Source organism: Streptomyces sp. NPDC001406 (genome assembly GCF_042895285.1).
GTDB lineage: Bacteria > Actinomycetota > Actinomycetes > Streptomycetales > Streptomycetaceae > Streptomyces.
In genome coordinates this window covers 69080-89883 of the sequence record NZ_JBIAWG010000013.1, presented here as the reverse complement: position 1 = coordinate 89883, position 20804 = coordinate 69080, and the positions used below count along the sequence as shown (strand labels likewise).

Annotated in this window: 21 protein-coding genes and 1 pseudogene; 9 read left to right on the top strand and 13 right to left on the bottom strand. The window is 69.4% G+C overall.

The genetic code is table 11. The annotated features are described in order from the left end of the window. Positions 1-76 precede the first annotated feature (76 nt). Positions 77-610, bottom strand: a complete 534-nt coding sequence (locus ACFY1J_RS29935; RefSeq protein WP_390711161.1) for a DUF6230 family protein — start codon at positions 608-610, stop codon at positions 77-79. 579 nt (positions 611-1189) lie between these two features. Between ACFY1J_RS29935 and ACFY1J_RS29930 the strand changes: the two genes are divergently transcribed. From ACFY1J_RS29930 to ACFY1J_RS29920, 3 genes are all read left to right on the top strand, one after another. Then, positions 1190-1597 (top strand): YciI family protein, encoded by a 408-nt coding sequence (locus ACFY1J_RS29930; protein WP_390711162.1) that lies wholly within the window; start codon positions 1190-1192, stop codon positions 1595-1597. Between the two features lie 8 nt (positions 1598-1605). Continuing rightward, entirely contained in the window at positions 1606-2751 is a 1146-nt protein-coding gene (locus tag ACFY1J_RS29925; RefSeq protein WP_390711248.1) for an RNA polymerase sigma factor, read from the top strand. A 121-nt stretch (positions 2752-2872) separates the two neighbouring features. Then, positions 2873-4465 (top strand): GMC family oxidoreductase, encoded by a 1593-nt coding sequence (locus ACFY1J_RS29920; protein ID WP_390711163.1) that lies wholly within the window; start codon positions 2873-2875, stop codon positions 4463-4465. Between the two features lie 195 nt (positions 4466-4660). Here the strand turns inward: ACFY1J_RS29920 and ACFY1J_RS29915 are convergent. The 7 genes and pseudogenes from ACFY1J_RS29915 to ACFY1J_RS29885 form a co-directional block, all read right to left on the bottom strand. Next, positions 4661-4960, bottom strand: a pseudogene (locus ACFY1J_RS29915) (phosphatase); the annotation flags it as partial. Positions 4961-5051: 91 nt separating this feature from the next. Then, the gene (locus ACFY1J_RS29910) at positions 5052-5939 is read right to left on the bottom strand and encodes a prohibitin family protein (RefSeq protein ID WP_390711164.1); all 888 of its coding nucleotides are present in this window, start codon (positions 5937-5939) and stop codon (positions 5052-5054) included. A gap of 201 nt (positions 5940-6140) precedes the next feature. Next, positions 6141-6536: a hypothetical protein gene (locus tag ACFY1J_RS29905; RefSeq protein ID WP_390711165.1), complete on the bottom strand. Its 396-nt coding sequence runs from the start codon at positions 6534-6536 to the stop codon at positions 6141-6143. 93 nt (positions 6537-6629) lie between these two features. Next, positions 6630-7031 carry a hypothetical protein gene (locus tag ACFY1J_RS29900; RefSeq protein WP_390711166.1) on the bottom strand — a complete coding sequence of 134 codons (402 nt, stop codon included), beginning with the start codon at positions 7029-7031 and terminating at the stop codon, positions 6630-6632. 211 nt (positions 7032-7242) lie between these two features. Continuing rightward, complete coding sequence (locus ACFY1J_RS29895; RefSeq protein ID WP_390711167.1) at positions 7243-8457, bottom strand: cytochrome P450; 1215 nt, start codon at positions 8455-8457, stop codon at positions 7243-7245. Positions 8458-8470: 13 nt separating this feature from the next. Further along, a complete protein-coding gene (locus ACFY1J_RS29890) occupies positions 8471-9862 on the bottom strand; it encodes an NAD(P)/FAD-dependent oxidoreductase (protein ID WP_390711168.1) in 1392 nt (463 codons plus the stop codon). After that, complete coding sequence (locus ACFY1J_RS29885) at positions 9859-10086, bottom strand: ferredoxin (protein WP_390711169.1); 228 nt, start codon at positions 10084-10086, stop codon at positions 9859-9861. Before ACFY1J_RS29885 ends, ACFY1J_RS29890 begins: the two co-directional genes overlap by 4 nt. Before the next feature lie 417 nt (positions 10087-10503). On the opposite strand from ACFY1J_RS29885, the gene ACFY1J_RS29880 reads away from it, so the two are divergent. Together ACFY1J_RS29880 and ACFY1J_RS29875 are read left to right on the top strand one after the other, a co-directional pair. Then, on the top strand, positions 10504-11181 hold the full coding sequence (locus ACFY1J_RS29880; protein WP_390732303.1) for a GAP family protein: 678 nt from the start codon (positions 10504-10506) through the stop codon (positions 11179-11181). A gap of 502 nt (positions 11182-11683) precedes the next feature. Beyond that, complete coding sequence (locus tag ACFY1J_RS29875; RefSeq protein ID WP_390732302.1) at positions 11684-13501, top strand: diguanylate cyclase domain-containing protein; 1818 nt, start codon at positions 11684-11686, stop codon at positions 13499-13501. A gap of 354 nt (positions 13502-13855) precedes the next feature. Here ACFY1J_RS29875 and ACFY1J_RS29870 read toward each other — a convergent pair whose 3' ends face one another. From ACFY1J_RS29870 to ACFY1J_RS29855, 4 genes are all read right to left on the bottom strand, one after another. After that, positions 13856-14569, bottom strand: coding sequence for a Crp/Fnr family transcriptional regulator (locus ACFY1J_RS29870; RefSeq protein ID WP_390711172.1), 714 nt, complete (start codon positions 14567-14569; stop codon positions 13856-13858). 182 nt (positions 14570-14751) lie between these two features. Next, positions 14752-15237, bottom strand: a complete 486-nt coding sequence (locus ACFY1J_RS29865; protein WP_390711173.1) for a DUF6789 family protein — start codon at positions 15235-15237, stop codon at positions 14752-14754. A 58-nt stretch (positions 15238-15295) separates the two neighbouring features. Beyond that, positions 15296-15601: a DUF427 domain-containing protein gene (locus tag ACFY1J_RS29860; RefSeq protein WP_390711174.1), complete on the bottom strand. Its 306-nt coding sequence runs from the start codon at positions 15599-15601 to the stop codon at positions 15296-15298. Between the two features lie 132 nt (positions 15602-15733). Further along, positions 15734-16015: a hypothetical protein gene (locus ACFY1J_RS29855; protein WP_390711175.1), complete on the bottom strand. Its 282-nt coding sequence runs from the start codon at positions 16013-16015 to the stop codon at positions 15734-15736. A 204-nt stretch (positions 16016-16219) separates the two neighbouring features. Between ACFY1J_RS29855 and ACFY1J_RS29850 the strand changes: the two genes are divergently transcribed. The 4 genes from ACFY1J_RS29850 to ACFY1J_RS29835 all read left to right on the top strand — a co-directional run bounded on the left by ACFY1J_RS29850 (position 16220) and on the right by ACFY1J_RS29835 (position 20176). Further along, positions 16220-16669, top strand: coding sequence for a hypothetical protein (locus tag ACFY1J_RS29850; RefSeq protein WP_390711176.1), 450 nt, complete (start codon positions 16220-16222; stop codon positions 16667-16669). 93 nt (positions 16670-16762) lie between these two features. Continuing rightward, a complete protein-coding gene (locus ACFY1J_RS29845) occupies positions 16763-18334 on the top strand; it encodes a multicopper oxidase family protein (protein WP_390711177.1) in 1572 nt (523 codons plus the stop codon). Between the two features lie 97 nt (positions 18335-18431). Beyond that, the gene (locus ACFY1J_RS29840) at positions 18432-18989 is read left to right on the top strand and encodes a Chromate resistance protein ChrB (protein WP_390711249.1); all 558 of its coding nucleotides are present in this window, start codon (positions 18432-18434) and stop codon (positions 18987-18989) included. A gap of 26 nt (positions 18990-19015) precedes the next feature. Further along, positions 19016-20176 carry an MFS transporter gene (locus tag ACFY1J_RS29835; RefSeq protein WP_390732350.1) on the top strand — a complete coding sequence of 387 codons (1161 nt, stop codon included), beginning with the start codon at positions 19016-19018 and terminating at the stop codon, positions 20174-20176. Between the two features lie 18 nt (positions 20177-20194). Here ACFY1J_RS29835 and ACFY1J_RS29830 read toward each other — a convergent pair whose 3' ends face one another. Continuing rightward, the gene (locus ACFY1J_RS29830) at positions 20195-20734 is read right to left on the bottom strand and encodes a DedA family protein (RefSeq protein ID WP_390711178.1); all 540 of its coding nucleotides are present in this window, start codon (positions 20732-20734) and stop codon (positions 20195-20197) included. Between the last annotated feature and the right edge of the window lie 70 nt (positions 20735-20804).

The following is a 20804-nucleotide window of genomic DNA, read 5'->3' as shown; positions in this document are numbered from 1 at the left end:
GATGAGCGGCACGGCGTGCGCATCAAGCGCACGAGGGCCGACGTGGGGCTCGGGCGCAAAACTCCCCACGCGTGGATCAGAAGCATTCGTGGACGCCTGGCTTGAGCCGAGTAAACAGACCGGGAATGCTGAACGTGCCGGAAGTGACCGCGACCGTGGTCCAGCGCACGTTGATCAGGGTGGACGACTCGGCCTGCTGGCCAAAGCCGTCGGGGTCGAAGAATCGCGAGTGCCTGTCCCCGGGATTGATCGGCCCCTTGGTGATCGCCCCCTGTGCGATTCCGATGTCGAGGTCCCTGAATTTCACCTCATCGGCCGTTTGACTTGTCGCGTCGAGAAACAGATTCGACGCCTCAGCCGGCCGTTCATTGCCGCCGGTCACTCTCAGTGTGTACGGGCCGAGCACCGGGATATCAACCACAACGGACTGGCACAGGCCGGTGATCGACGCGCGCCGGGCTCCTGTGACCACGACGGGCACAAGTTTGCCCTTCCGGGTCACGTCGACCATGCCATAGATGCTGACTCCGTGGGCGGTCATGGTGTCCGCAGAGACTTGGAATTTCTGGCCGGAGATGAGGAACGACGCGGCGAGTGCTCCCTGTGCCATGGCAACGGCAATAGTTGCGCTGGCTGCGACGCTGGGGACCAGAATTGCCGCGAAGCGTCTCCAACGAGTTCTGCCTGCGCTATGCGACATCCCGTCTCCTCCAGTCGTCAAATCGGCCCGCCCATCTCAGGCACGGCGGACGATGACCCGTTGTCGGTGACGGATCCTAGGCTTCCCGGCATGGCAACTGTCCGCATGGCAGGCCCGGCGTTCGAGTGATGCAAATTTTATTGGACCTTTCGAGCGACGCGTCTCATTGGGCTTTTCGAGTGGCAATCGAGTTGCACAGTGGGGGACGGTTACGCGCTCGGGATCGCCGCTGGAGTCCGACCGTCGCATCCGCCGACGGGCAGGCGGTCGCACAGTCCAGGCACAGTGGGACCGTCCATTCGGCGGCGCCCGCTTGGCACAGTGGCGGTGTGTTCACGCCGTGGCCCCGGGCGCCGCGAGGCGGCTCACCCGGGCTCATCCACGAGATCCCAAAAAAGATCGGACGGCGATGTCGAGAACCTGTGGTCGGCTCCGTCCCAGTGGTGGACGCGACCACAATGGGTCGCACCAGTACCGAGGAGAGTCACCATGGCCAAGTACTTGCTGCTGAAGCACTACCGCGGCGCCCCGGCTCCGGTCAACGACGTGCCCATGGACCAGTGGAAGCCGGAGGAGATCTCGGCGCACGTGCAGTACATGCAGGACTTCGCGGCCCGGCTCGAGAAGACCGGCGAGTTCGTCGACGGTCAGGCGCTGGCCCCCGAGGGGACCTGGGTCCGGTACGACGGCGAGGGGCGCCCGCCGGTCACCGACGGACCGTTCGCCGAGACCAAGGACCTCATCGCCGGCTGGATGGTGATCGACGTCGACAGCTACGAGCGCGCCGTCGAGCTGGCAGGGGAGCTGTCGGCCGCTCCGGGCGCGGGCGGGAAGCCGATCCACGAGTGGCTCGAGGTGCGCCCGTTCCTCGCCGCGGCACCCACCATCACGGAGTGACCTCTCGGATGAACGAGGCCCTGCTCCGGAGCCTCACGCCGAGCGTGCTCGCCATCCTCGTCCGCCGCGGAGCCGACTTCGCGGCGGCCGAGGACGCCGTGCAGGACGCGCTGGTCGAGGCGGTCCGTGGCTGGCCGGCCGACCAGCCACGGGACCCGAAGGGCTGGCTGGTCACCGTGGCCTGGCGCAAGTTCCTCGACGCGACCCGGGCGGACACCGCCCGCCGTCGGCGTGAGGACCTCGTCGACGAGGAACCCGCGCCCGGACCCGCGCCCGCGGTGGACGACACGCTCCAGCTGTACTTCCTGTGCGCCCACCCGTCGCTGACGCCCGCGTCCGCGGTCGCGCTCACCCTGCGCGCCGTCGGCGGGCTCACCACCCGCCAGATCGCCCAGGCCTACCTGGTGCCCGAGGCGACCATGGCGCAGCGCATCAGCCGGGCCAAGCGCACCGTCTCCGGCGTGCGGTTCGACCAGCCCGGCGACGTCGCCACCGTGCTGCGTGTCCTCTACCTGGTCTTCAACGAGGGCTACTCCGGCGACGTCGACCTCGCCGCCGAGGCCATCCGGCTCACCCGGCAGCTCGCGGCCGCGATCGACCACCCCGAGGTGGCGGGGCTGCTCGCCCTCATGCTGCTCCACCACGCCCGGCGCGCCGCCCGGACCGCGCCCGACGGCAGCCTGGTACCGCTCGCCGAGCAGGACCGCGGCCGGTGGGACACCGAGTTGATCGCCGAGGGCGTGGAGATCCTGCAGGCGGCCCTCGCCCGCGACCGGCTCGGCGAGTTCCAGGCCCAGGCCGCCATCGCGGCACTCCACGCCGACGCGCCCACCGCCGAGGAGACCGACTGGGTGCAGATCGTCGAGTGGTACGACGAGCTCACGCGCCTGACCGACAGCCCGGTCGTCCGGCTCAACCGCGCGGTCGCCGTCGGCGAGGCCGACGGACCGCGCGCCGGGCTGGCGGCCCTCGCGGCGCTGGACGACTCACTGCCCCGCCACACCGCGGTGGCGGCGTACCTCCACGAGCGCGACGGCGACCTGGCGACGGCGGCACGGCTGTACGCCGAGGCGGCCCGGAAGGCACCCAACCTCGCCGAGCGCGACCACCTGACGCGCCAGGCGGCCCGGCTCAACTCCCGCCGGTCCCCCTGACAGGTCGCGTGCTGCGACCGAGTGGCGCCGCCCAGCGCGGCACGGGCGTGAAAACGCCTTTTCAGATGTGCCCTCTTCGGTTTTGGGTCTTCAGTAGTGCCTTTCGACCAAAGGGGTTGCCATGAGCAGGTACGACTACGTCATCGTCGGCGCCGGATCCGCGGGCTGCGTCCTGGCGGCACGCCTGTCGGAAGACCCCGCTGTCCGGGTCGCCCTGATCGAGGCGGGCGGCCCCGACACCGCGCAGGAGATCCATGTCCCGGCCGCCTTCCCCCAGTTGTTCAAGTCCGACCTCGACTGGGACCTCGACACCGACCCGGAGCCGGGGATCGGCGGGCGGCGGAGCTATCTGCCCCGGGGCAGGATGTTCGGCGGCTCCAGCTCGATGAACGCGATGGTCTACATCCGGGGCAACCGCGCCGACTACGACGGCTGGGCCGCTGCCGGGGCCACGGGTTGGGGTTACGCCGATGTCCTGCCGTACTTCCGGCGCTCCGAGGACAACGAGCGTGGCGAGGACCAATTCCACGGCGTGGGCGGGCCGTTGACGGTCAGCGACGGCAGGTCCGAACACCCGCTCGCCTCGGCCTTCGTCCAGGCTGCCCAGCAGGCGGGACACAAGGCGACCGACGACTTCAACGGCGAGAGTCAGTTCGGTGTCGGGCGCTACCAGCTGACGCAGCGCAACGGCATGCGCTGCAGCACCGCTGTCTCCTATCTGCACCCCGCTCTCGAACGGCCCAACCTCACCGTGCTGTCCGCGGCCCGCGCACACCGCGTGGTGATCGAGAGCGGCCGGGCGACGGGTGTGGAGGTGGAGCGGGGCGGCACCATCGAGATGGTCCGCGCCGAGCGCGAGGTGATCCTGTCCGCGGGCGCCTACGAGTCCCCGAAGCTGCTGATGCTGTCCGGGATCGGGCCCGCCGCCGCCCTGTCCGCCTTCGGTATCGACGTGATCCGCGATCTGCCGGTCGGCCAGGGCCTGCAGGACCACTACATGACGCTGCTGAACTTCCGCACCGACGCAGAGTCGCTGATCAGCGCGGCGAGCCCGGAGAACGCCGCGCTGTTGCAGAGCGAGGGGCGCGGCCCGCTGACCTCCAACATCGGCGAGGCCGGCGGCTTCTTCCGCAGCCGGTACGGCATGGACGCCCCGGACCTGCAGTTCCACGCCGCCCCCGTACTCTTCCACCAGGAGGGGCTCGGCCCCGTCACCGAGCACGGCTTCGCCTTCGGCCCGTGTGTGCTGGCCCCGACCAGCCGCGGCGTGGTGACCCTGCGCTCCCCGCGCCCGGACGCCGCGCCCCGGATCGTGCACAACTACCTGCTGACGTCCGAGGACCGGGACTGCATCGTCGCCGGGATACGGATCGCCCTGGAGATCGCGGCGCAGCAGGCGGTGGCCGATCTCGTCACCGGGCCGTTCGGCGACGTACCGGCTTCGGACTCCGACGCGGACCTCCTCGCCTGGGCGCAGCGGTCCGGACAGACGCTGTACCACCCGACGTCGACGTGTGCCATCGGCGCGGTCGTCGATCCCGAGCTGCGCGTGCTCGATGTGCCGGGTCTTCGGGTCGTCGATGCCTCGGTGTTCCCGACGGTGCCGCGCGGGAACACCAACGCGCCCACCATCATGGCCGCGGAGAAGGCGGCCGACTTCATCAAGGGAAGCACCGCCAAGGACAACGACGGCATCGAGGGAGCCGCGCGATAACGCCGTCCGTATCGGCCACCGAGCAGGTGTGGGCGATCGACCGGGCCGTCGATCTCGGCCTGGTCCGGACCCTGACCGGCCCCCCGGGCCTCGCGGCGCTGATGGGTTCAGGCTGCGGCATTCCCGTGAGGACCTGACGCGAAGGCCAGGATGTGCGGGACTGCCTCGCGCAGACCCGCAGCCCGGACTGCGCTCCGGACGGGGCGTCCTCTCCTCGACAGCGGCCGCGTCCACGATCACGTCCGGCACCGGCAAGCCAGTCCGCAGGAAGCGGCCGCGCACCCGGTGCTCGTAGTTCGAGGTCACCAGCGCCCAGGGCCCCGGTGCCAGGCCGTGCAGCAGCTCCGGCGCACCGTCGAAGGCCGCATAGGCACCGGACCGGACGTCCTCGTCCTCCAGTTCGTGCAGCGTGGCCAGGCACTCGCGCGGATCGTGGTCCGCGGCGACCTGGGCGCAGGTGCACTGATCACGCGTCGATCGTGCCAGGCGTCGAACAGGCAAGAGCGGGGTCGATGGTGGGACGGACACAGACGTCAACGGGGCCGACGCCGGCATCCGTCGCCAACGGGCGTGGCCGAGGTGCCGGCTAGTTCTTGCTGTTGTCCACGATGACCGGTGTGCCGTTCGAGTCCGTGCCGCACGGTACCGCGTACACCGGGTTGGCCTTGGCGGCTTCCCGGTAGGCCTCCAGGCACTGGTTGTACAGCACCTTGTCGCTCAGTGACTTCTCGATGATCTTGTTGGCGCGGGCGATGCCCTCCGCCTCGATCCGCTTGCGCTCCGCCTCCGCCTTGGCGGTGCGTGACGCCTCGACAGCCCGCTCGGTGGCCTGCTCCTGTTGGATCTTCTTGTCGATCTGTTCCTGCAGCTTGTCCGACGGCTTCACATTGCGCAGGTTGACGGCCGTGACATCGATCCCGCGCGGCGCCAGGCGCTCCTTGACGAGGCGTTCGATCTCTGAGCTGATCTGTTCGCGGGCAGAGGCGTAGCCCTCCTCGCTGGTGTGCTTCGCGAAGACGTTGCGGATGATCTCGCGGCTGTCCGGCAGCACCAGGCGTGCCTGGATCGACTCCTCACTGCCCGCCAGCCGGTACAGCGCGACCGCCTTCCCTTGCACCACCGCCCACTTGATGGTGACGTCCGCGTACAGGACGCCCCCTTGCGAGGAGCGGACCTCGACCACGTCCTTGTCGTAGAGGTTGAGGTCCACCGGGCGGGTGGAGTAGGACGTCACGTCGGTGAAGGGCGACTTGAAGTGGATGCCGGAGGACAGTGGCGTACCGACCTTGCCGAAGGTCACCGGCACGCCGACCTCATAGGCGCTCACGACATAGACACAGGCGAAGACGCCGGCCAGTACGCCCGCCACGGCACTGAGCACCGCACCGAGCTTCCAGCTCCCGGCATCGCGTGTGCGGCCGACGAGAAAGAGCACGACCGCCGCTATGAGCAGCAGGATGGACAGCACGAACACAGGTAGTCCCCCTCCGGAAACGGATCCGCGCCGCCTTGGGCGCGACCGGCAGCGCATCGTAGCGAGCCCCCGTCCCTGCGCCGTACGCAACCCCTGTGACAGACCGAAGTGCCGGGCAGCGCAGACACGTTACCGCCCACCCGCGCCTGTGAGGTGGTGGGCGAGGGTGGGCGGTGATGTGGGCGCCGGGCCGACGGTCGGTCAGGAGCGTTCGCTTCCGCCGGATGCGCGGTGGCTGCGGCCGGTCCCGCCGACGGATTCGTGGGTGCTGCCGCCCTGAGAGGCGGCGTGCTGGGTCAGCACCTTCATGATCTCCGAGGACAGCGCGTCCGCCAGGGCGGGTGCGAGAGATTCCGCCAGGGCGGTCGCGAGGGTCTGCGCGAACAGCACCCTTTCCAGTTCCGAGGAACGGGAGGGCGGCTGGGACAGGGATGCCACGGCCGCTTCCATCAGGGCTCCCGCCAGCGGGTCCTTTCCATGCCTGACACCGATGCCGGTATGCGGGATTCCGGCCTCGCGCACAATTTCCTCGAAGACCTCGTCGATGAAGGCCTCCACGGGGTCCCGTTCCGATTCTCCGCCGGACTCAGCTGCCATTGTGGTTCCTCAAGTCTTTCATTTCCGTACGGGACCTGCCCTCCGATGCTGACGACTGCAACCACCGGAGGGCAGGGGTGTCACCATTTCTCATTAGCCACGCATGAGCGCGGCGAGCAGGAGAGGGTGCTGGATCAGCGATTCGCCGCGCTCCTCACGGCCACGCATCAGCGCAGCGAGGAGAAGCGGGTTCTCAATGATCGATCCCTCACCACGCTCCTCACGACGACGCATCAGCGCGGCAAGGAGGAGGGGGTGCTGGATGAGTGGTTCACTGCGCTCCTCACGGCGGCGCATGAGTGCGGCGAGGAGAAGCGGGTGCTGGATGATCGAATCCTCACCACGCTCCTCACGACGACGCATCAGCGCGGCGAGCAGGAGGGGGTGCTGGATCAGCGATTCGCCGCGCTCCTCGCGGCCGCGCATCAGCGCAGCGAGGAGAAGCGGGTGCTCGATGATCGGCTCCTCACCGCGCTCCTCACCACGGGCCAGCATCGCGGCCAGCAGGAGCGGACCCAGGCCGGTTTCCTCGCCGAACTCTTCCTGGCCTGCCCCTGCCTTTTCCCGGGTGGGAGTCTCCGTCGTTGCCGTACGCTCATCGCATTTCGATCATGCTCCATACGCCTACGCAATTTCCGACGACTTGCGCAAGCCGGACGCGGGAGTTAAAGCGCGGGCGGCAAAGTGCACCCATGGGTGACGGCTGCTAGCTCTGCTCGATGTGCAGATGGATCGGACCGCGAAGAACGGGGCTGCGCCGGTACGGCGGCGGGTCGGCGACCAGGCTGGGCCCGTCGAGGCGGCGTGCCAGTTCGCTCAGTGCGATCTGGGCCTCCAGCCGGGCCATCGGGCCGCCGAAGCACAGATGGATACCGCTGCCGAATCCGAGGTGCTGGTTGTCACGTCGATCGGGGTCGAAGTGGTCGGGATCGTGGAAGCGGTTCGGATCGCGGCTGCCCGAGGCCAGCATGAGCATGATCTGCGAGCCCTTGGGGATGACGGTGTCGGCGACGGTGATGTCGCTGTACGCCGCGCGCCAGGGAATGATGTGCACGGGGGGCTCGTAGCGCAGCAGTTCCTCGACCAACGGGACGACCAGATCCGGTTCGTCGCGCAGTCGCTGGAGCACCTCAGGGTGACGCAGGAGCGTCAGCATGCCGTTGGTGATCAGGTTGACGGTGGTCTCGTGACCGGCGATCAGCAGCAGGTTCGCGGTGCTGATGATTTCCTCGTCGGTCATCCGCCCGTCCGGCCCGTCATCGTTGGCCAGCTGGGTCAACAGGTCGTCACCCGGTCGGCCGTGGCGTTGCTCCAGCAGCCCGCCGAGGTACTGGCGCAGGGCTTTGCGGGCCTGCACGCCGTTGTCCAGCTTTTCCTTCGGGTCGGTCCTGGGGTCGTAGTCGATCGAGTTGATGATGTCGTTGACCCACAGGCGGAACGTCGGTTCGTCCTCGCGTGGCACGCCGAGCAGGTGGCATATCACCGTGACGGGGAACGGGTAGGCGAAGTCGTCGACGATGTCGATCTGTTCCTTGCCCGCGAAGTCGTCGATCAGACCGCCGACGATGGCGGTCAGGTCGGGTTCCAGGCCGGTCACCAGTCCCGGGGTGTGCGGCGGGCCGAAGTGACGCATCGCCATGCGCCGCAGACGGTCGTGCTCGGGCGGGTCGAGGTTGATGAACGCCGGCGTGGCCCCTCCCTCGGCCGAGGGCATCGGACGTGACAGATTGCGGACGTCGGAGCTCAGGTGCGGGTCGTGCAGGAGCTCCGTGATCTCGCGATAGGTGCTGACGACATAGCTGCCGTCCTCCTGCGGGGCCACCGGCGTCTCGCGCAGCTCGGCGTACAGCGGGTACGGGTCGGCCCGGGAGGAGTAGTCGAGGATCCGGTGCAGCGTGTCGGGCATCTCGGTCGTGGTCATCTCGCCTTCCCTCCTAACGGTGCTGCTGCACGGCCGTGACGCGCCGCTCACCCGGATCGTGACCGGTGACGACCACGGTGGCGCCCTGGGCGAGCAGGACGGGGCCGGGGAAGTCGACGGGCACCGGTTTCATGTCGACGGGCTGGTCCGGCGTGGGGCAGGGCGGCGGGAACGGTGCGGCCGTCTCGATCAACTGCCGGTAGTGGTCGAGCCACTTCGCGTTGTTGAAGCTCACTGCCGCGGTGACGCGGCCCCGATAGCCGTACGCGGCGACGAAACGGTGGTCGGACACCGAGCCCTGGGTGACGACCACCTCGTCGGCGAAGGTCGGCACGCCGACGGACTTGATGTTGACGCCGAACTGGATCGACCAGAACAGCGGGATGGACAGGTGGGGCCAGCGGTCCGCCTGGCCGCTGACCATGTTGTGCGCGGCGACTTCGGCCTGTTCCACGGCGTTGGCCCAGTGTTCGAGCGAGATGAGCCGGTACTCGTAAATCGGATTCGGGCAGCGTGCCACGTCTCCGGCGGCGAAGACGTCGTCGGTGATCAGGCCGTTGAGGTCGAGGGCGCGGCACCCCGTGTCGCAGGCGATGCCCCACACGCCGGCCGCCAGTCCCGAGCCGCGCAGCCACTCGGTGTTGCGGATGCCTCCGAGTGCCACGACCACCACGTCGGCGTCGATCGTGCTGCCGTCGTCGAAGTGAGCGCGGCGAACGTGCCCCTGCGCGTCGCCCTCCAGTCGGGTGACCTTGACACCGCAGCGCAGGTCGACGCCGTGAGCGCGCTGCATGTCCGACGCGATCTCACCGATCATGGCCCCGAGCGCGCCGACCAGCGGGGCCGGCGCGAGTTCCGCGACGGTCACCGGGATGTCCCGCTCGCGGCAGATCGAAGCGATCTCGGAGCCGGTGAATCCCGCGCCGATGACCAGTACGCGGGAGGGCCCGGCGGCAAGGGCTCGCTGCAGGCCCTCGGCGTGCTCGCGCGTACGCACGACGAACACGCCGTCCAGGGCCGCCTCGCTCTCGACGAACCAGGGCCGGGCCCGTACCCCGGTGGAGATCAACACCCGGTCGAAGGGAACCTCGCGTCCGTCGGCGAGACGCACGTGGTTGGTCGCCAGGTCCAGCCCGCTGGCGGGCACGCCCAGCAGCCACTCCGCATTGACGTCACGACGGCGCGGCAGCGTGGTGCCGTAGGCCGGCACCCACCCGGTCAGTACCTGCTTGGACAAGGGAGGCCGGTCATAGGGCTCGCCCAGCTCGTCACCGATCATGGTCAACGATCCGGTGAAACCCTCGTCGCGCAGAGCCTCTGCGGCCCGCAGTCCCGCCAGTGACGCCCCGACGACCACGATGCGGCCGTCGCGCTTGAACGCTCGCAGAGTGTCGGCGCTGGTCATGACGTCGACGCCTCCACCGGTACGTCCCGTCCCTCCAACTGGTCGACCAGAATCGCCTGGACCGGGCAGGCAGCCGCGGCGCGCAGGACCTGCTCGCGCCGGGTGTCATCGGGGTTCGGGTCGTACATCAGCGCTTCCTCGCCGTGCATCCGGAACGCGTCCGGAGCGAGGAACGCGCACTGCGCATACCCTTCGCATCGGGAAAGATCAACGACAACTCTCATCCCGGCCTCCACAGGGACTGCAAGCTGCGGACCCTGAAGCCGGTGCCACTCGGGCGCACAAAGCGCGAGACGGGCTGCGAGAGATGGGGTTCGGCCGTTGCCCACGCCTGGGAAGTTCGAGGGGGCGCACCGCGCTCGTCGGGTCTCCACGGAAGGAACCGATCGTCGCGAATAAGGCGACCGGCGTCTGTAAAACCGCTCAGAGAACCTGACCTTGCCGTCAAAAGCCTATCCCGCGGGCACATCACCCGCACCCCGGGAAGGAAGGGGCTGTCCTGCCGATTCGGTGCCGGAGCCACCTGGCAGCCATGACCGTCATTCACTCGGGCGCCGCGCGCCCATGCGGCGAGAACCGTGCGCTGTCGTTGATTCTTTAGAGACCGCTGAGTGCAGTTCTTGGAAGTGCCGGAGGCACGCATGGGTGAGGTACTGGGTGATGTGCTGGGCTTGGCGGCCGGTGTCGCCGTCAGTCCTCTTCCGATCATCGCCATCATCATCGTGCTGGCCACGCCCCGGGGACGCGTGAACGGATTGGTGTTCGCCCTCGGCTGGGTGGTGGGTCTGTCGGCGTTGGGCGCGGTGATGCTGGCCATCGGCGGCCATGGGAATTCCACCTCCCACGGGCAGCCGGCCGACTGGGTCGGGGCTCTCAAGCTCGCGCTGGGGGTGGCGCTGGTTCTTTTCGCCGCGAGGATGTGGCGTCATCGCCCTGCCGATGTCACGCAGGCGCAATTGCCCAAATGGATGGCCGCGCTCGACCGCTTCACACCGGTGAAGGTCTTCCTCCTCGCCCTCCTTCTGTCTGCCGGGAACCTGAAGAACGCCCCGCTGACCATTGCCGCGGCAGCGTCCATCAGCGCATCCGGGCTGGCGGTCGCAGAGCAGATCGCCACGTTGGCGATCTTCGTCGTCATCGCCTCCCTCGGGCTGCTGGCCCCGCTCGGGGTCTTCCTGGTCATGGGTGAGCGGGCAAAGAGCATGCTGGGCAACTGGAAGGAATGGGCGGCGCGGCACAACACAGCTGTCATGGCGGTTCTGTTCTTCGTGTTCGGACTGAAGCTCCTCGGAGACGGAATCGGGGTTCTGCGCTCCTGACGGGTCGGTTTCTGTCGGACCCGGGTGGACCGACGTCGCTCGGACGCTCCCCGTCGACCACTCCGAACGGGTGACATGCGACTCGCCGGACGATCGGATTACTCCGAATTGATGATGTGCCGCTGACCTCACCCCGCCGGGCCCGAGACGGAGGCGGGCGCGGCACGTCAGATCTCAAGTGCCGGTGGAATTCCCTCGGTTACCCGTGTCCGGGCAACGCCATGCCCAGCGTGCCGAGTTGTCGCTACTTCAGGTGAACTCCCTGTGGTCGACCGTGCAGCACGCGAAGTGATCGTCCTACTCTCGTAAGCGCTCGAGCAGTCCCGGACGTCGTGTGCCTCTGCTCTTCAGGCTCGATCATCGTCGGGGGGTTCGCATGATGCAGGCGTGGGCCGGTCGAGGCTGTCTTGGCCGGATTGCTCGCGTCGGCCGAACGCATGTCGCGAAAGCAGGCAGGGCCCTGTCCGAGGGCGCTGCGGTCGCGGTCGCCGTCGGAGCAGGCGTGCTGGTGGCCCTCGTGGTGCCGACGGGCATCGCCGTACCGACGGCGCACGTGGCAGCCGCCGTGTCCCTCCTCGCGCGCGCCCAGACCGTCACGGGAAGAGTCCGTCTACGCCTCAGGCTGTCGGTCGTCTCGGTGGCCGCCGGCGGACTTCACTACGCCCTCGGAGTTCGGGTGGGCGACTCGCAGCCGCTTGCCGCGGGCGACCCACAACCCCTCGTCCGGGTGCTGGCATGCGCCGGGATCGCCGCATGCCTGGGGGCCGCGGTCGCCGCGCTGGTCATGGCCGCCGCGGAGAACGGTACGGCCCTGATCCGATTACGGCGGCTCCTGGACGGCTGGTTGATCGCGGGGTCCCTGTTCACGGTGGGCTGGGTCCTGCTGCTCCATCGTGCCGACCACGGCGGTGACGTATCGGCATCGTTTCTCGGTCTGACCCGCGTGGTGGCGGACATCCTCGTGTTCGGCCTGCTGGTCACCCTGCGGTTCGGTCTGCAGCAGACGGAACGCACGGCGACCACGGTGGCCGCCCTGGCGCTCGCAGTCCTGACCACGGGCGACGTGCTTCGCGTCCTGCGGCCCGAGCCGGACACGTGGCACGCGGTCCCCCTCGCGGCGGCATGCTCGGTGACGGGGCTGATCCTCGTCGCCGCGGCACCCTGGCTGCCGGGCGGTGTCAGTGTCGTGGGGTTCGACCAGCGGATGATGCCCGTCATCGGCGTGGTGGCGGCGTTCGTGCCCGTGGTCGTCTGCGCGCTGGCCATCACGGCGCACACGGCCGCCGGCGGTCCCATCGACACGGTGATGTCGGGCCTGGCGGGTTCGGTGCTTCTCGCGCTCGGCGTCCGGCAGGGCGTCATCCACGCCGACCATCTGCGGATCACGCATGAGTCCGCGGCACGCGAGGCTCATTACCGAACGCTGGTCGACCGCACCTCCGACGTGATCACCATCGTCTCCCTGGACGGGCTTCTGCTCTACGTCAGCCCGGCCGCCCTGACCGTCTTCGGCCACCGGCCCGAGGACCTCGTGGGCGCTCGGCTGCCCCTGTACTGCCACCCGGACGACCTCGAGACACTGATGCAGGCGGTCCGGACGCTGCGGCAGGAAGCCGAGTCGGACACCCGCGGGCCGGCCCTCAGGGTGTCGTGCCGGGTGATGGCCGCCGACGGAACATGGCGGCACGTCGAGTCGACGATCAGCCATCACCCCGATGGAATGACCTTCATCAGTCGCGATGTGAGCGAGCGCGTCGCCCAGCAGGTGCAGTTGGAACACCTCGCCTTCCACGACGCGTTGACCGGACTGCCCAACCGGGCCCTGTTCACCGACAGGGTCAGTCGTGCCCTGCGGAAGCGGACGCCCGGCGCGGACCAGCCCGTGGTGCTCTTCCTGGACCTGGACGGCTTCAAGGCGGTCAACGACTCGGCCGGACACGCCGCAGGGGACGCCCTCCTGCGGCACGCCGCTCGTCGGCTCCAGGCATCCGTACGGGCAGGCGACACCGTGGCCCGGCTCGGCGGCGACGAGTTCGCAGCCCTCCTGGAGCGGGAGGCGGGAGCGTGTCCCTGGAGCGCGCGGGACATCGCCCAGCGGATCCTGACCGCGCTGACGCAGCCGTACCCGATCCGCACCAAGGACGTAGCGGTGTCGGCCTCCATCGGCATGGCGGTGGCGGTACCGGACAGCACTCCGGACCAGCTGTTGCACCAAGCCGACCTGGCCATGTATGCGGCCAAGGCCGCTGGCAAAGGCTGTATCCGCATGCACCACGCGACGCCCCCGCACGCGCACAGCGGTGCGTCGAACCGCGGTTGAGGCCTCGCTGCGTCCTTGCGCACCGCTTGCTTCAGTCCCGTGCTGCCGCCTCGGTGAGGCGCGCTCGGAGCCGGTCCACGGAGGGTGGTGCGCCGACTCGGCCGGACAGGCTCGCGCCTGCCCCGGAGGTGCCAGCGGGTCGACTCCGTCGATCAGGAGCGTGGGCGAACCGTGCATGCCGAGGCGCTCCGCCTCCTGGACGTCGTTGATCTCACGCCAGGTCGCCTCGGTGCCGGGATGCTCCTTCAGGGCAAGGGCCAGACGCTCGCGCAGCAGGGCGGCGTGCGGGCATGCGGGTACGACCAGCACGGTCAGGTCCATTTCCGTCACCTTGGCTCGGCCGGCGTGCGGGGGCTACCCGGCGGCGTCGCTCAGATGCCCGGGGTCCAGAACCGTGATGCGGCCTCGGGCCAGGTGCAGCATGCCGCGATCGGCGAACTCGTGCAGGACCTTTGTGGTGGTCTCGCGTGAGGTGCCGGCGAGGGCCGCGAGTTGTTCGTGCGTGAGGGCGATCTGGGCGTGCCGGGTGCCGGGCCGCAGGCGGCCCGGGCGGGTGTCGGCGCGGGCGGCGAGGGTGCTCAGGGTCGCGGCGATGCGCTGCGGGACGGACTTGAAGACGCTGTCGGACAGGCGTTGTTCCAGATCGGCGAGGCGGCGGCCGAGGATCTCGGTGATCCGGGCGGCGATACGGGGGTCGGACAACAGGTACTTGTGGACATCGGCGCGGCTCATCACGCACACGGTGACGTCGTCGAGGGCCTCGGCGAAGTTGTCGTACATGCGCTGGCCGAGCAGCACCATCTCGCCGAAGATCGTGCCGGGGCTGATGATCGCGGTGGTCAGGGCGCGGCCGTCGGCGGAGACCCGGAAGATACGGACGCGTCCGCGTTTGAGGATGAACAGCACCTCGCAGGGCTGCTGGGGCGAGTGGAGGATCTCGCCGGCGCTGTAGGCCTTCATCGGGGCCGCGGCGGCGATGGCGTCCATCTCGGCCGCGGACAGGTCACGGAAGATGTCGACCTCGGAGATGCACCAGGTGCGGTCGGCTTCGTCATCGCGCTCGATCATGTGGATGGTCTCCTCGCGTCGCCCCGGGGCCCAGGGCGGGGGTGCGGCACCCCAGGCCGGGCTCGCCAGAGCGTCGAGGCCCTCGGCCGGACAGTAGGCGACACCCCTACCCTCCAGGGTGCTACCGCGCTGATCAGCACCCCAAGTCGGTACGGGAGAGCCGTCCGCCCCGTGCGGCGGCGTCACCGGCCGACCGAGCCCGTCCGCCTGGCCATCGCCTGGGCGATACAGGAGAAGACCAAGCCGAGGAGCAGCCCGTACGCCAGGTGGGCGCCGAGGCTGGAACTCGTGACGGCGTTCCACGCGAAGACCGGCAGGTGCATATTGGCCGGCATGATCCACAGCGCGCCGAGGACCCACCACACGGTGCCGTAGATCAGCCCGAGCACGGCGGCGGGGGCCAGTTTCTGGGCCAGGTGCCCCAGCAGTACCCCGAAGCCGGTCCCGGCCAGGACGGCGATCGCGAGGTGGATCACCCAGCCGATGACGGCGCTCTTGGAACCGAGGAGACCGGCGATCATGGTGATCACGGCGGTGTCCATCATGGGACGGGAGACCGACATCCAGACACCCATGCCGATGCCGCCGACCACACCGGCGGCGGCGCCCCAGATCGCATGGACCGGTATGACGGCAGTCCTCTGCGAAACCTGCACAGTGGTTGCCATGACGTTCACGTCCTCTCAAGACATGGTGTTGACCAGGGTTTCTCGGCGACGAGCAGGGTCACCGTCCGGTTCCCGGCTCCGCCTCCTCGACCACGACGCCGCGCCAGAACGCCACATGGTTCTTGATCTTCCTCGCCAGTGGGCTGGGGTGCGGGTAGTACCAGGCCGCGCCCGGATTGGCCTGCCCGGCGACGGTGACCGTGTAGTAGCGGGCCACGCCCTTCCACGGGCACAGCGACCTCGACCGGCTGTCGGTGAAGTACTCCCGGTTGAGCGACTCCGGCGGGAAATAGTGATTGCCCTCCACCACCACGGTGCGCTCCGCTTCCGCCAGCACCGCGCCGTTCCACACCGCACGCAACATGATCATCCACCTCTGGGCGTCTCATGACGGTTCATGCTGCGAAGCTAGATCGCTGCTCCGCCCGCGCACCGTGAGCGCGCTTACAGTCCGGGCACTTCCGAGCGATTGCCCGCAGGGCGGGGGACGCAGGCGTCATGACGACTTTCGGAGCTTGCCTGCTGTCCGATCGGGCATGTCGCGCAAGGCGTCGGCGACGGCCCAGGTCAAGGCGGCGGCGATGGCTGTAGCACCCCACAGGCCCCAGGCAGCGGCGGGCGCTTCGTCGGCCAGGAGCCCGACGAGGGCGAGCACAACAGCCGCCGGCAGAGCGATCGCCACCTGACGCGACGGACCGCCCTCGCGGTGCACCCGAACTCCGCAGGCGGCTACGGTGATGAGGCCGACGGCGACGAGAAGCCAAGTCAGCACCCTCATCGTTGCTCACCTCATCGCTGGCGCAGTTTCGACCGAAATGCCGGAATGCGGTCAGCGTAGCGCTCCACCGGCAGCGAACCCGGCGGCGACTTCGCGTTCTTTGACCCCGCACCCGAGCACCTCGCCGTTCCGGGCGCGCCCCGTACCCCTGCGGGGTATATTGGCAGCGATCAGCCGTTCTCAGCGGAAGCACGGATGGAAGCCATGACGACAGCCGGCCACCGGTCAGACGGCGCTCGCAGCGCCGCGCTCCGGTGCACCCGCGCTGCGGTCATCGCGCTGCTGGCGGCCCTCGCGGTGCTCGTCCACCACGAAACGGCCGCCGCCCTCACACACGTGCCGCCCGCCGGGGCCATGGCGAGCATGCACCATACGGCCACGTCGGCGATGTCCGTCCACACGAGCGGGCACGCCGGTCAGTCCGGTGTCACCGTGCCGACCGCGGGCCACGACGACGGCGGTGCGTGCTCCGGCACGGCGATGCAGCACTGTTCCGCCGCCGGCGTCGACAGCATGAAGCTCTCCCCTCCGCACCAGCCTTCCATCGACTGTGCCCCGGCCCCGTGTGCCGGTGCAGCCGTCGGCCGGGACATCCCGGGAACCACAGGCCGAGCACCGCCCGACCTCTCCGTCCTCTCTCGATTCCTGCTGTAGGCCACGCCCGCGACGGCTGCGCGCACTCAAACGTGCTCTCAGCCGTCCGCACGCGCGTCGAACAGAAGCGATATCGAGAAGAAGGACACCTCCGTGAACAGCATGAACCGCCGCTCCGTCCTGCTCGCCGGACTCGGCGTCGCGGGCGCGGGCGCGCTCGCCGCCTGCAGCGATTCCGGTAGCACGCCTGCCCTGGTCAGCCCCTCCGGCGCGGACGTCGCCGCGGTCGACAAGAAGCGCGGCAAGAGCGGCAAGACAAATGAGCTGACCCTGACCGCAGTACAGGCCAAGGTCGGCCTGGGCGCCGGGATCACGGCCAGGACCTGGGCCTTCGACGGTCGGATTCCGGGCAAGGAGCTGCGCGTCTCGGCCGGTGACACGCTGGCCGCCACGCTCTCCAACCAACTGCCGAATCAGACCGCCACCTCCATCCACTGGCACGGCATCGCCCTGCGCAACGACATGGACGGCGCACCGCCGGCCACCCAGAGTGCCGTCCGGGCAGGACGCAACTTCACCTATCGGTTCACCGCGGACACCGCCGGTACCTACTTCTTCCACCCGCACGTCGGTATCCAGCTCGACCGGGGCCTGTACGCGCCGCTGATCGTGGAGGACCCGAGGGAGCCGCTGTCGTACGACGAGGAGTGGGTGATCATCCTCGACGACTGGCTCGACGGCGTCACCGGCACCCCGGACGACGTCTTCGCCGAGCTCGGGCACGGGATGGGCGGCATGGACATGGGCGACGGCATGGATATGAGCAGTGGCACGGACGGCATGCCCAGCTCTCCCTCCGCTTCGTCCTCCGGCGGACGCATGGGCATGAAGTACATGCTGATGGGCGCTCGGAGCCCACTGCTCGGGGGCGACGCCGGCGATGTGAAGTACCCGTATCACCTGGTCAACGGGCGCGTTCCGGCCGACCCGGCAATCTTCCGCAGCAAGCCCGGCAAGCGCGTCCGGCTCCGCCTGATCAACGCCGGCAGCGACACCGCCTACCGAGTCGCCCTCGGCGGCCACAAGCTCACGATCACCCACACCGACGGCTTCCCCGTCCGGCACCAGCAGGTCGACGCCCTGCTGATCGGCATGGGCGAACGCTACGACGTCCTCGTCACCCTGGACGACGGCGTCTTCCCCCTGGTGGCGTTGGCCGAGGGCAAGAACGCCACCGGCATGGCCGTCATCCGCACCGGCTCCGGCAGCACTCCCCCGGCGACGATCCGCCCCACGGAACTGGACGGCACGCTCCTGGCCGCAGCGCAGCTGCATGCGGCGGACGACGTCCGGCTGGCGTCGAAGAAGGCCGACCGGGTCCACCGCATCGAACTGACCGGCGGCATGATGATGTACAACTGGGCCATCAACGGCCGACGGTTCGACATGAACAACCCGACCGCGCATCCGATCACGGTGGAACAGGGCCAGCGGGTACGGCTCGACTTCGTCAACACCACCACCATGTGGCACCCGATGCACCTGCACGGCCACACCTACCAACTCGGCGGCAGCGGACCGCGCAAGGACACCACGATCGTGCTGCCGAAGAGGACGGTCACCGTATTCTTCGACGCCGACAACCCGGGGCAGTGGATGCTGCACTGCCACAACGCCTACCACGGCGAGGCGGGCATGATGGCGCTGGTCGCCTACCGATCCTGATCCCCCCGCACGACGCGCACAGCGGCACCACGCTTCCTGGCGATCAGCGGGTACATCAGCAGATGTAACGCCTGCTACATTCGCCTTCGTGGCGAACATGGAACCGGGGAGCCGCTGGCTCGTCCTCGTGATCAAACTTCCGGCGGAGCCGACCCGGCACCGGGTCGGGGTCTGGCGGGAGCTGCGCAAGTGCGGTGCGCTCTCGCTCGGCCAGGGGATCTGGGCCGTTCCGGACGTGCCGGTCTTCGCCGACGGCATCGCCCGGGCGCTCACCCTCACGGACCAGGCCGGTGGGCAGGCCATGACCTTGAACGCTTCCGGGCGCAGTACCGAGGACGCGTCCCGGTTCCAGGCGCTGTTCACGGCCGCCCGGTCCGCGGACTGGACGGAGTTCCTGGCCGACTGCGGCAAGTTCGAACAGGAACTGGCCAAGGAGATCCGTATCGCCAAGTTCACGCTGGCCGAGCTGGAGGAAGAGGAGCAGTCGCTGGAGCGACTGCGGCGCTGGCACCGTGACCTGACGGCGCGGGACGTGTTCGTCGCTCCGGAGGCGGCCGAGGCCGGCCGACGGCTCAAGGAGTGCGCCGCAGCGTGCGAGGACTACGCCGAGCGAGTCTTCGCAGCCCTGCACCAGACTCCGGAGGGGGAACAATGACCGCGCAGGCTGCTCCAGCACGGCAGATGTGGCCGCTGTACGCGGCCGGGTTCACCACCGCCTTCGGCGCGCACGGCATCGCCGCGACCCTCGGCAGCAACTCCGAGGACGCGGTCACCTCGCTGCTTGTCCTCGGGGGACTGCTCGCCCTCTATGACGGCGCCGAGGTGCTCCTCAAGCCGCTCTTCGGCACCCTCGCCGACCGCATCGGGGCCCGCCCCGTCCTGCTCGGCGGGCTCGTCGCGTTCGCCGCCGCGTCCGCGCTGTATGTCATGGCGGACAGCCCGGGCTGGCTGTGGGCCGCCCGGCTCGGGCAGGGCGCCGCGGCCTCCGCGTTCTCCCCGTCCGCCTCGGCACTGGTCGCCCGCCTCAACCCGGCCGCCAAACACGGTCGCGCGTTCGGCAGTTACGGCTTCTACAAGTCCATCGGCTATACCCTCGGTCCCCTCCTCGGCGGCGTCCTGGTGTGGGCCGGGGGCCTGCGGCTGCTGTTCGCCGTTCTCGCTGTGCTCGGCGCGGCGGTCGCCGTCTGGGCCACCGTCGCCGTTCCCGTCGTACCCCCGCTGCCCAAGGCCCGGCAGACCGTGCTGGATCTGGCCCGCCGCCTGGCGGACCCGTCCTTCCTCGCCCCGACGGCCGCGCTCGCGGCGGCGACCGCGGCCTTGTCGGTCGGGGTCGGTTTCCTTCCGGTCTCCGGCCGCGCCGCCGGGCTGGGCACCGTCGTGACCGGTGCGGCGGTGTCGGTGCTCGCCGGCTGTGCCGCTGTCGTCCAGCCGCGAGCGGGGCGCGCTCTGGACGACGGGCGCCTCACGACTCGTACCGGCCTGGCCGCGGGATTGATGGCCACCGCCTCCGGTCTGGCCTGCGCGATGCTGCCGGGCCTGACCGGCGTGCTCCTCGGTGCGGCCCTGATCGGCGTCGGCACGGGACTGATCACTCCGCTCGGCTTCGCCGCGCTGGCCGCGAGCACCCCCACCGAGCGCCTCGGTCAGACCATGGGCGCCGCCGAACTCGGCCGCGAACTCGGCGACGCGGGCGGGCCCCTCCTCGTCGCCGCCGTCGCCTCGCTCACCACGCTCACCTACGGCTTCGGAGCGCTCGCGGCTGTGATCGGGACGGGCGCGGTGGTCGCGATCGTGCACCGCCGCTCGGCGTCGGTCGTACTCAAACCCGGGACAGACAGGTGAACGGGCGCAAGGACGGCTTCAGTTCTGGTGTCTGCGCCGCAGCACATGCCGGGCGAGGAGCGCGGCGGCCAGCAGGCCGAGGGCGATGAGCGCGTAGAGCTGGTAGCGGGAGATCTCGTCGTAGACGGCGGTGATGTGGGTGCCGGCCGCGTAGGCCAAGGTCGCCCACAGAGCGACCCACAACGCGGCACCGAGTGCGTTGAAGGCGAGGAATCGGGGCCAGGGCATGCCGCTGGTGCCGGCGATGATGCCGTTGGCCTGGCGCAGCCCTTCGACGAAGCGGGCGACGGTGACGATCTTCCCGCCGTGGTGGGTGAAGAACTCCTCGGCCTTGTGGAAGCGCTCCGGGGTCAGGAACACATAGCGGCCCCAGCGGTGGACGAAGGCTCGGCCGCCGGACCGGCCGATCAGGTAGCCGATGTTGTCCCCTGCGACGGCCGCGGCGAACGCGAGCGCGGCGACAGCGACGATGTTCAGCTGCCCGGCCCCGGCGTAGATCCCTGCGGCGATCAGGATCGTCTCGCCCGGGGCGGGAACGCCGAAGTCCTCCAGGGCCATGTGCCCACCGTACGTCGCCGGTGCAGGGGCCGGAGCGGCGCGCCGGTCGGTGGGGCCGGTCGAGGGTGAC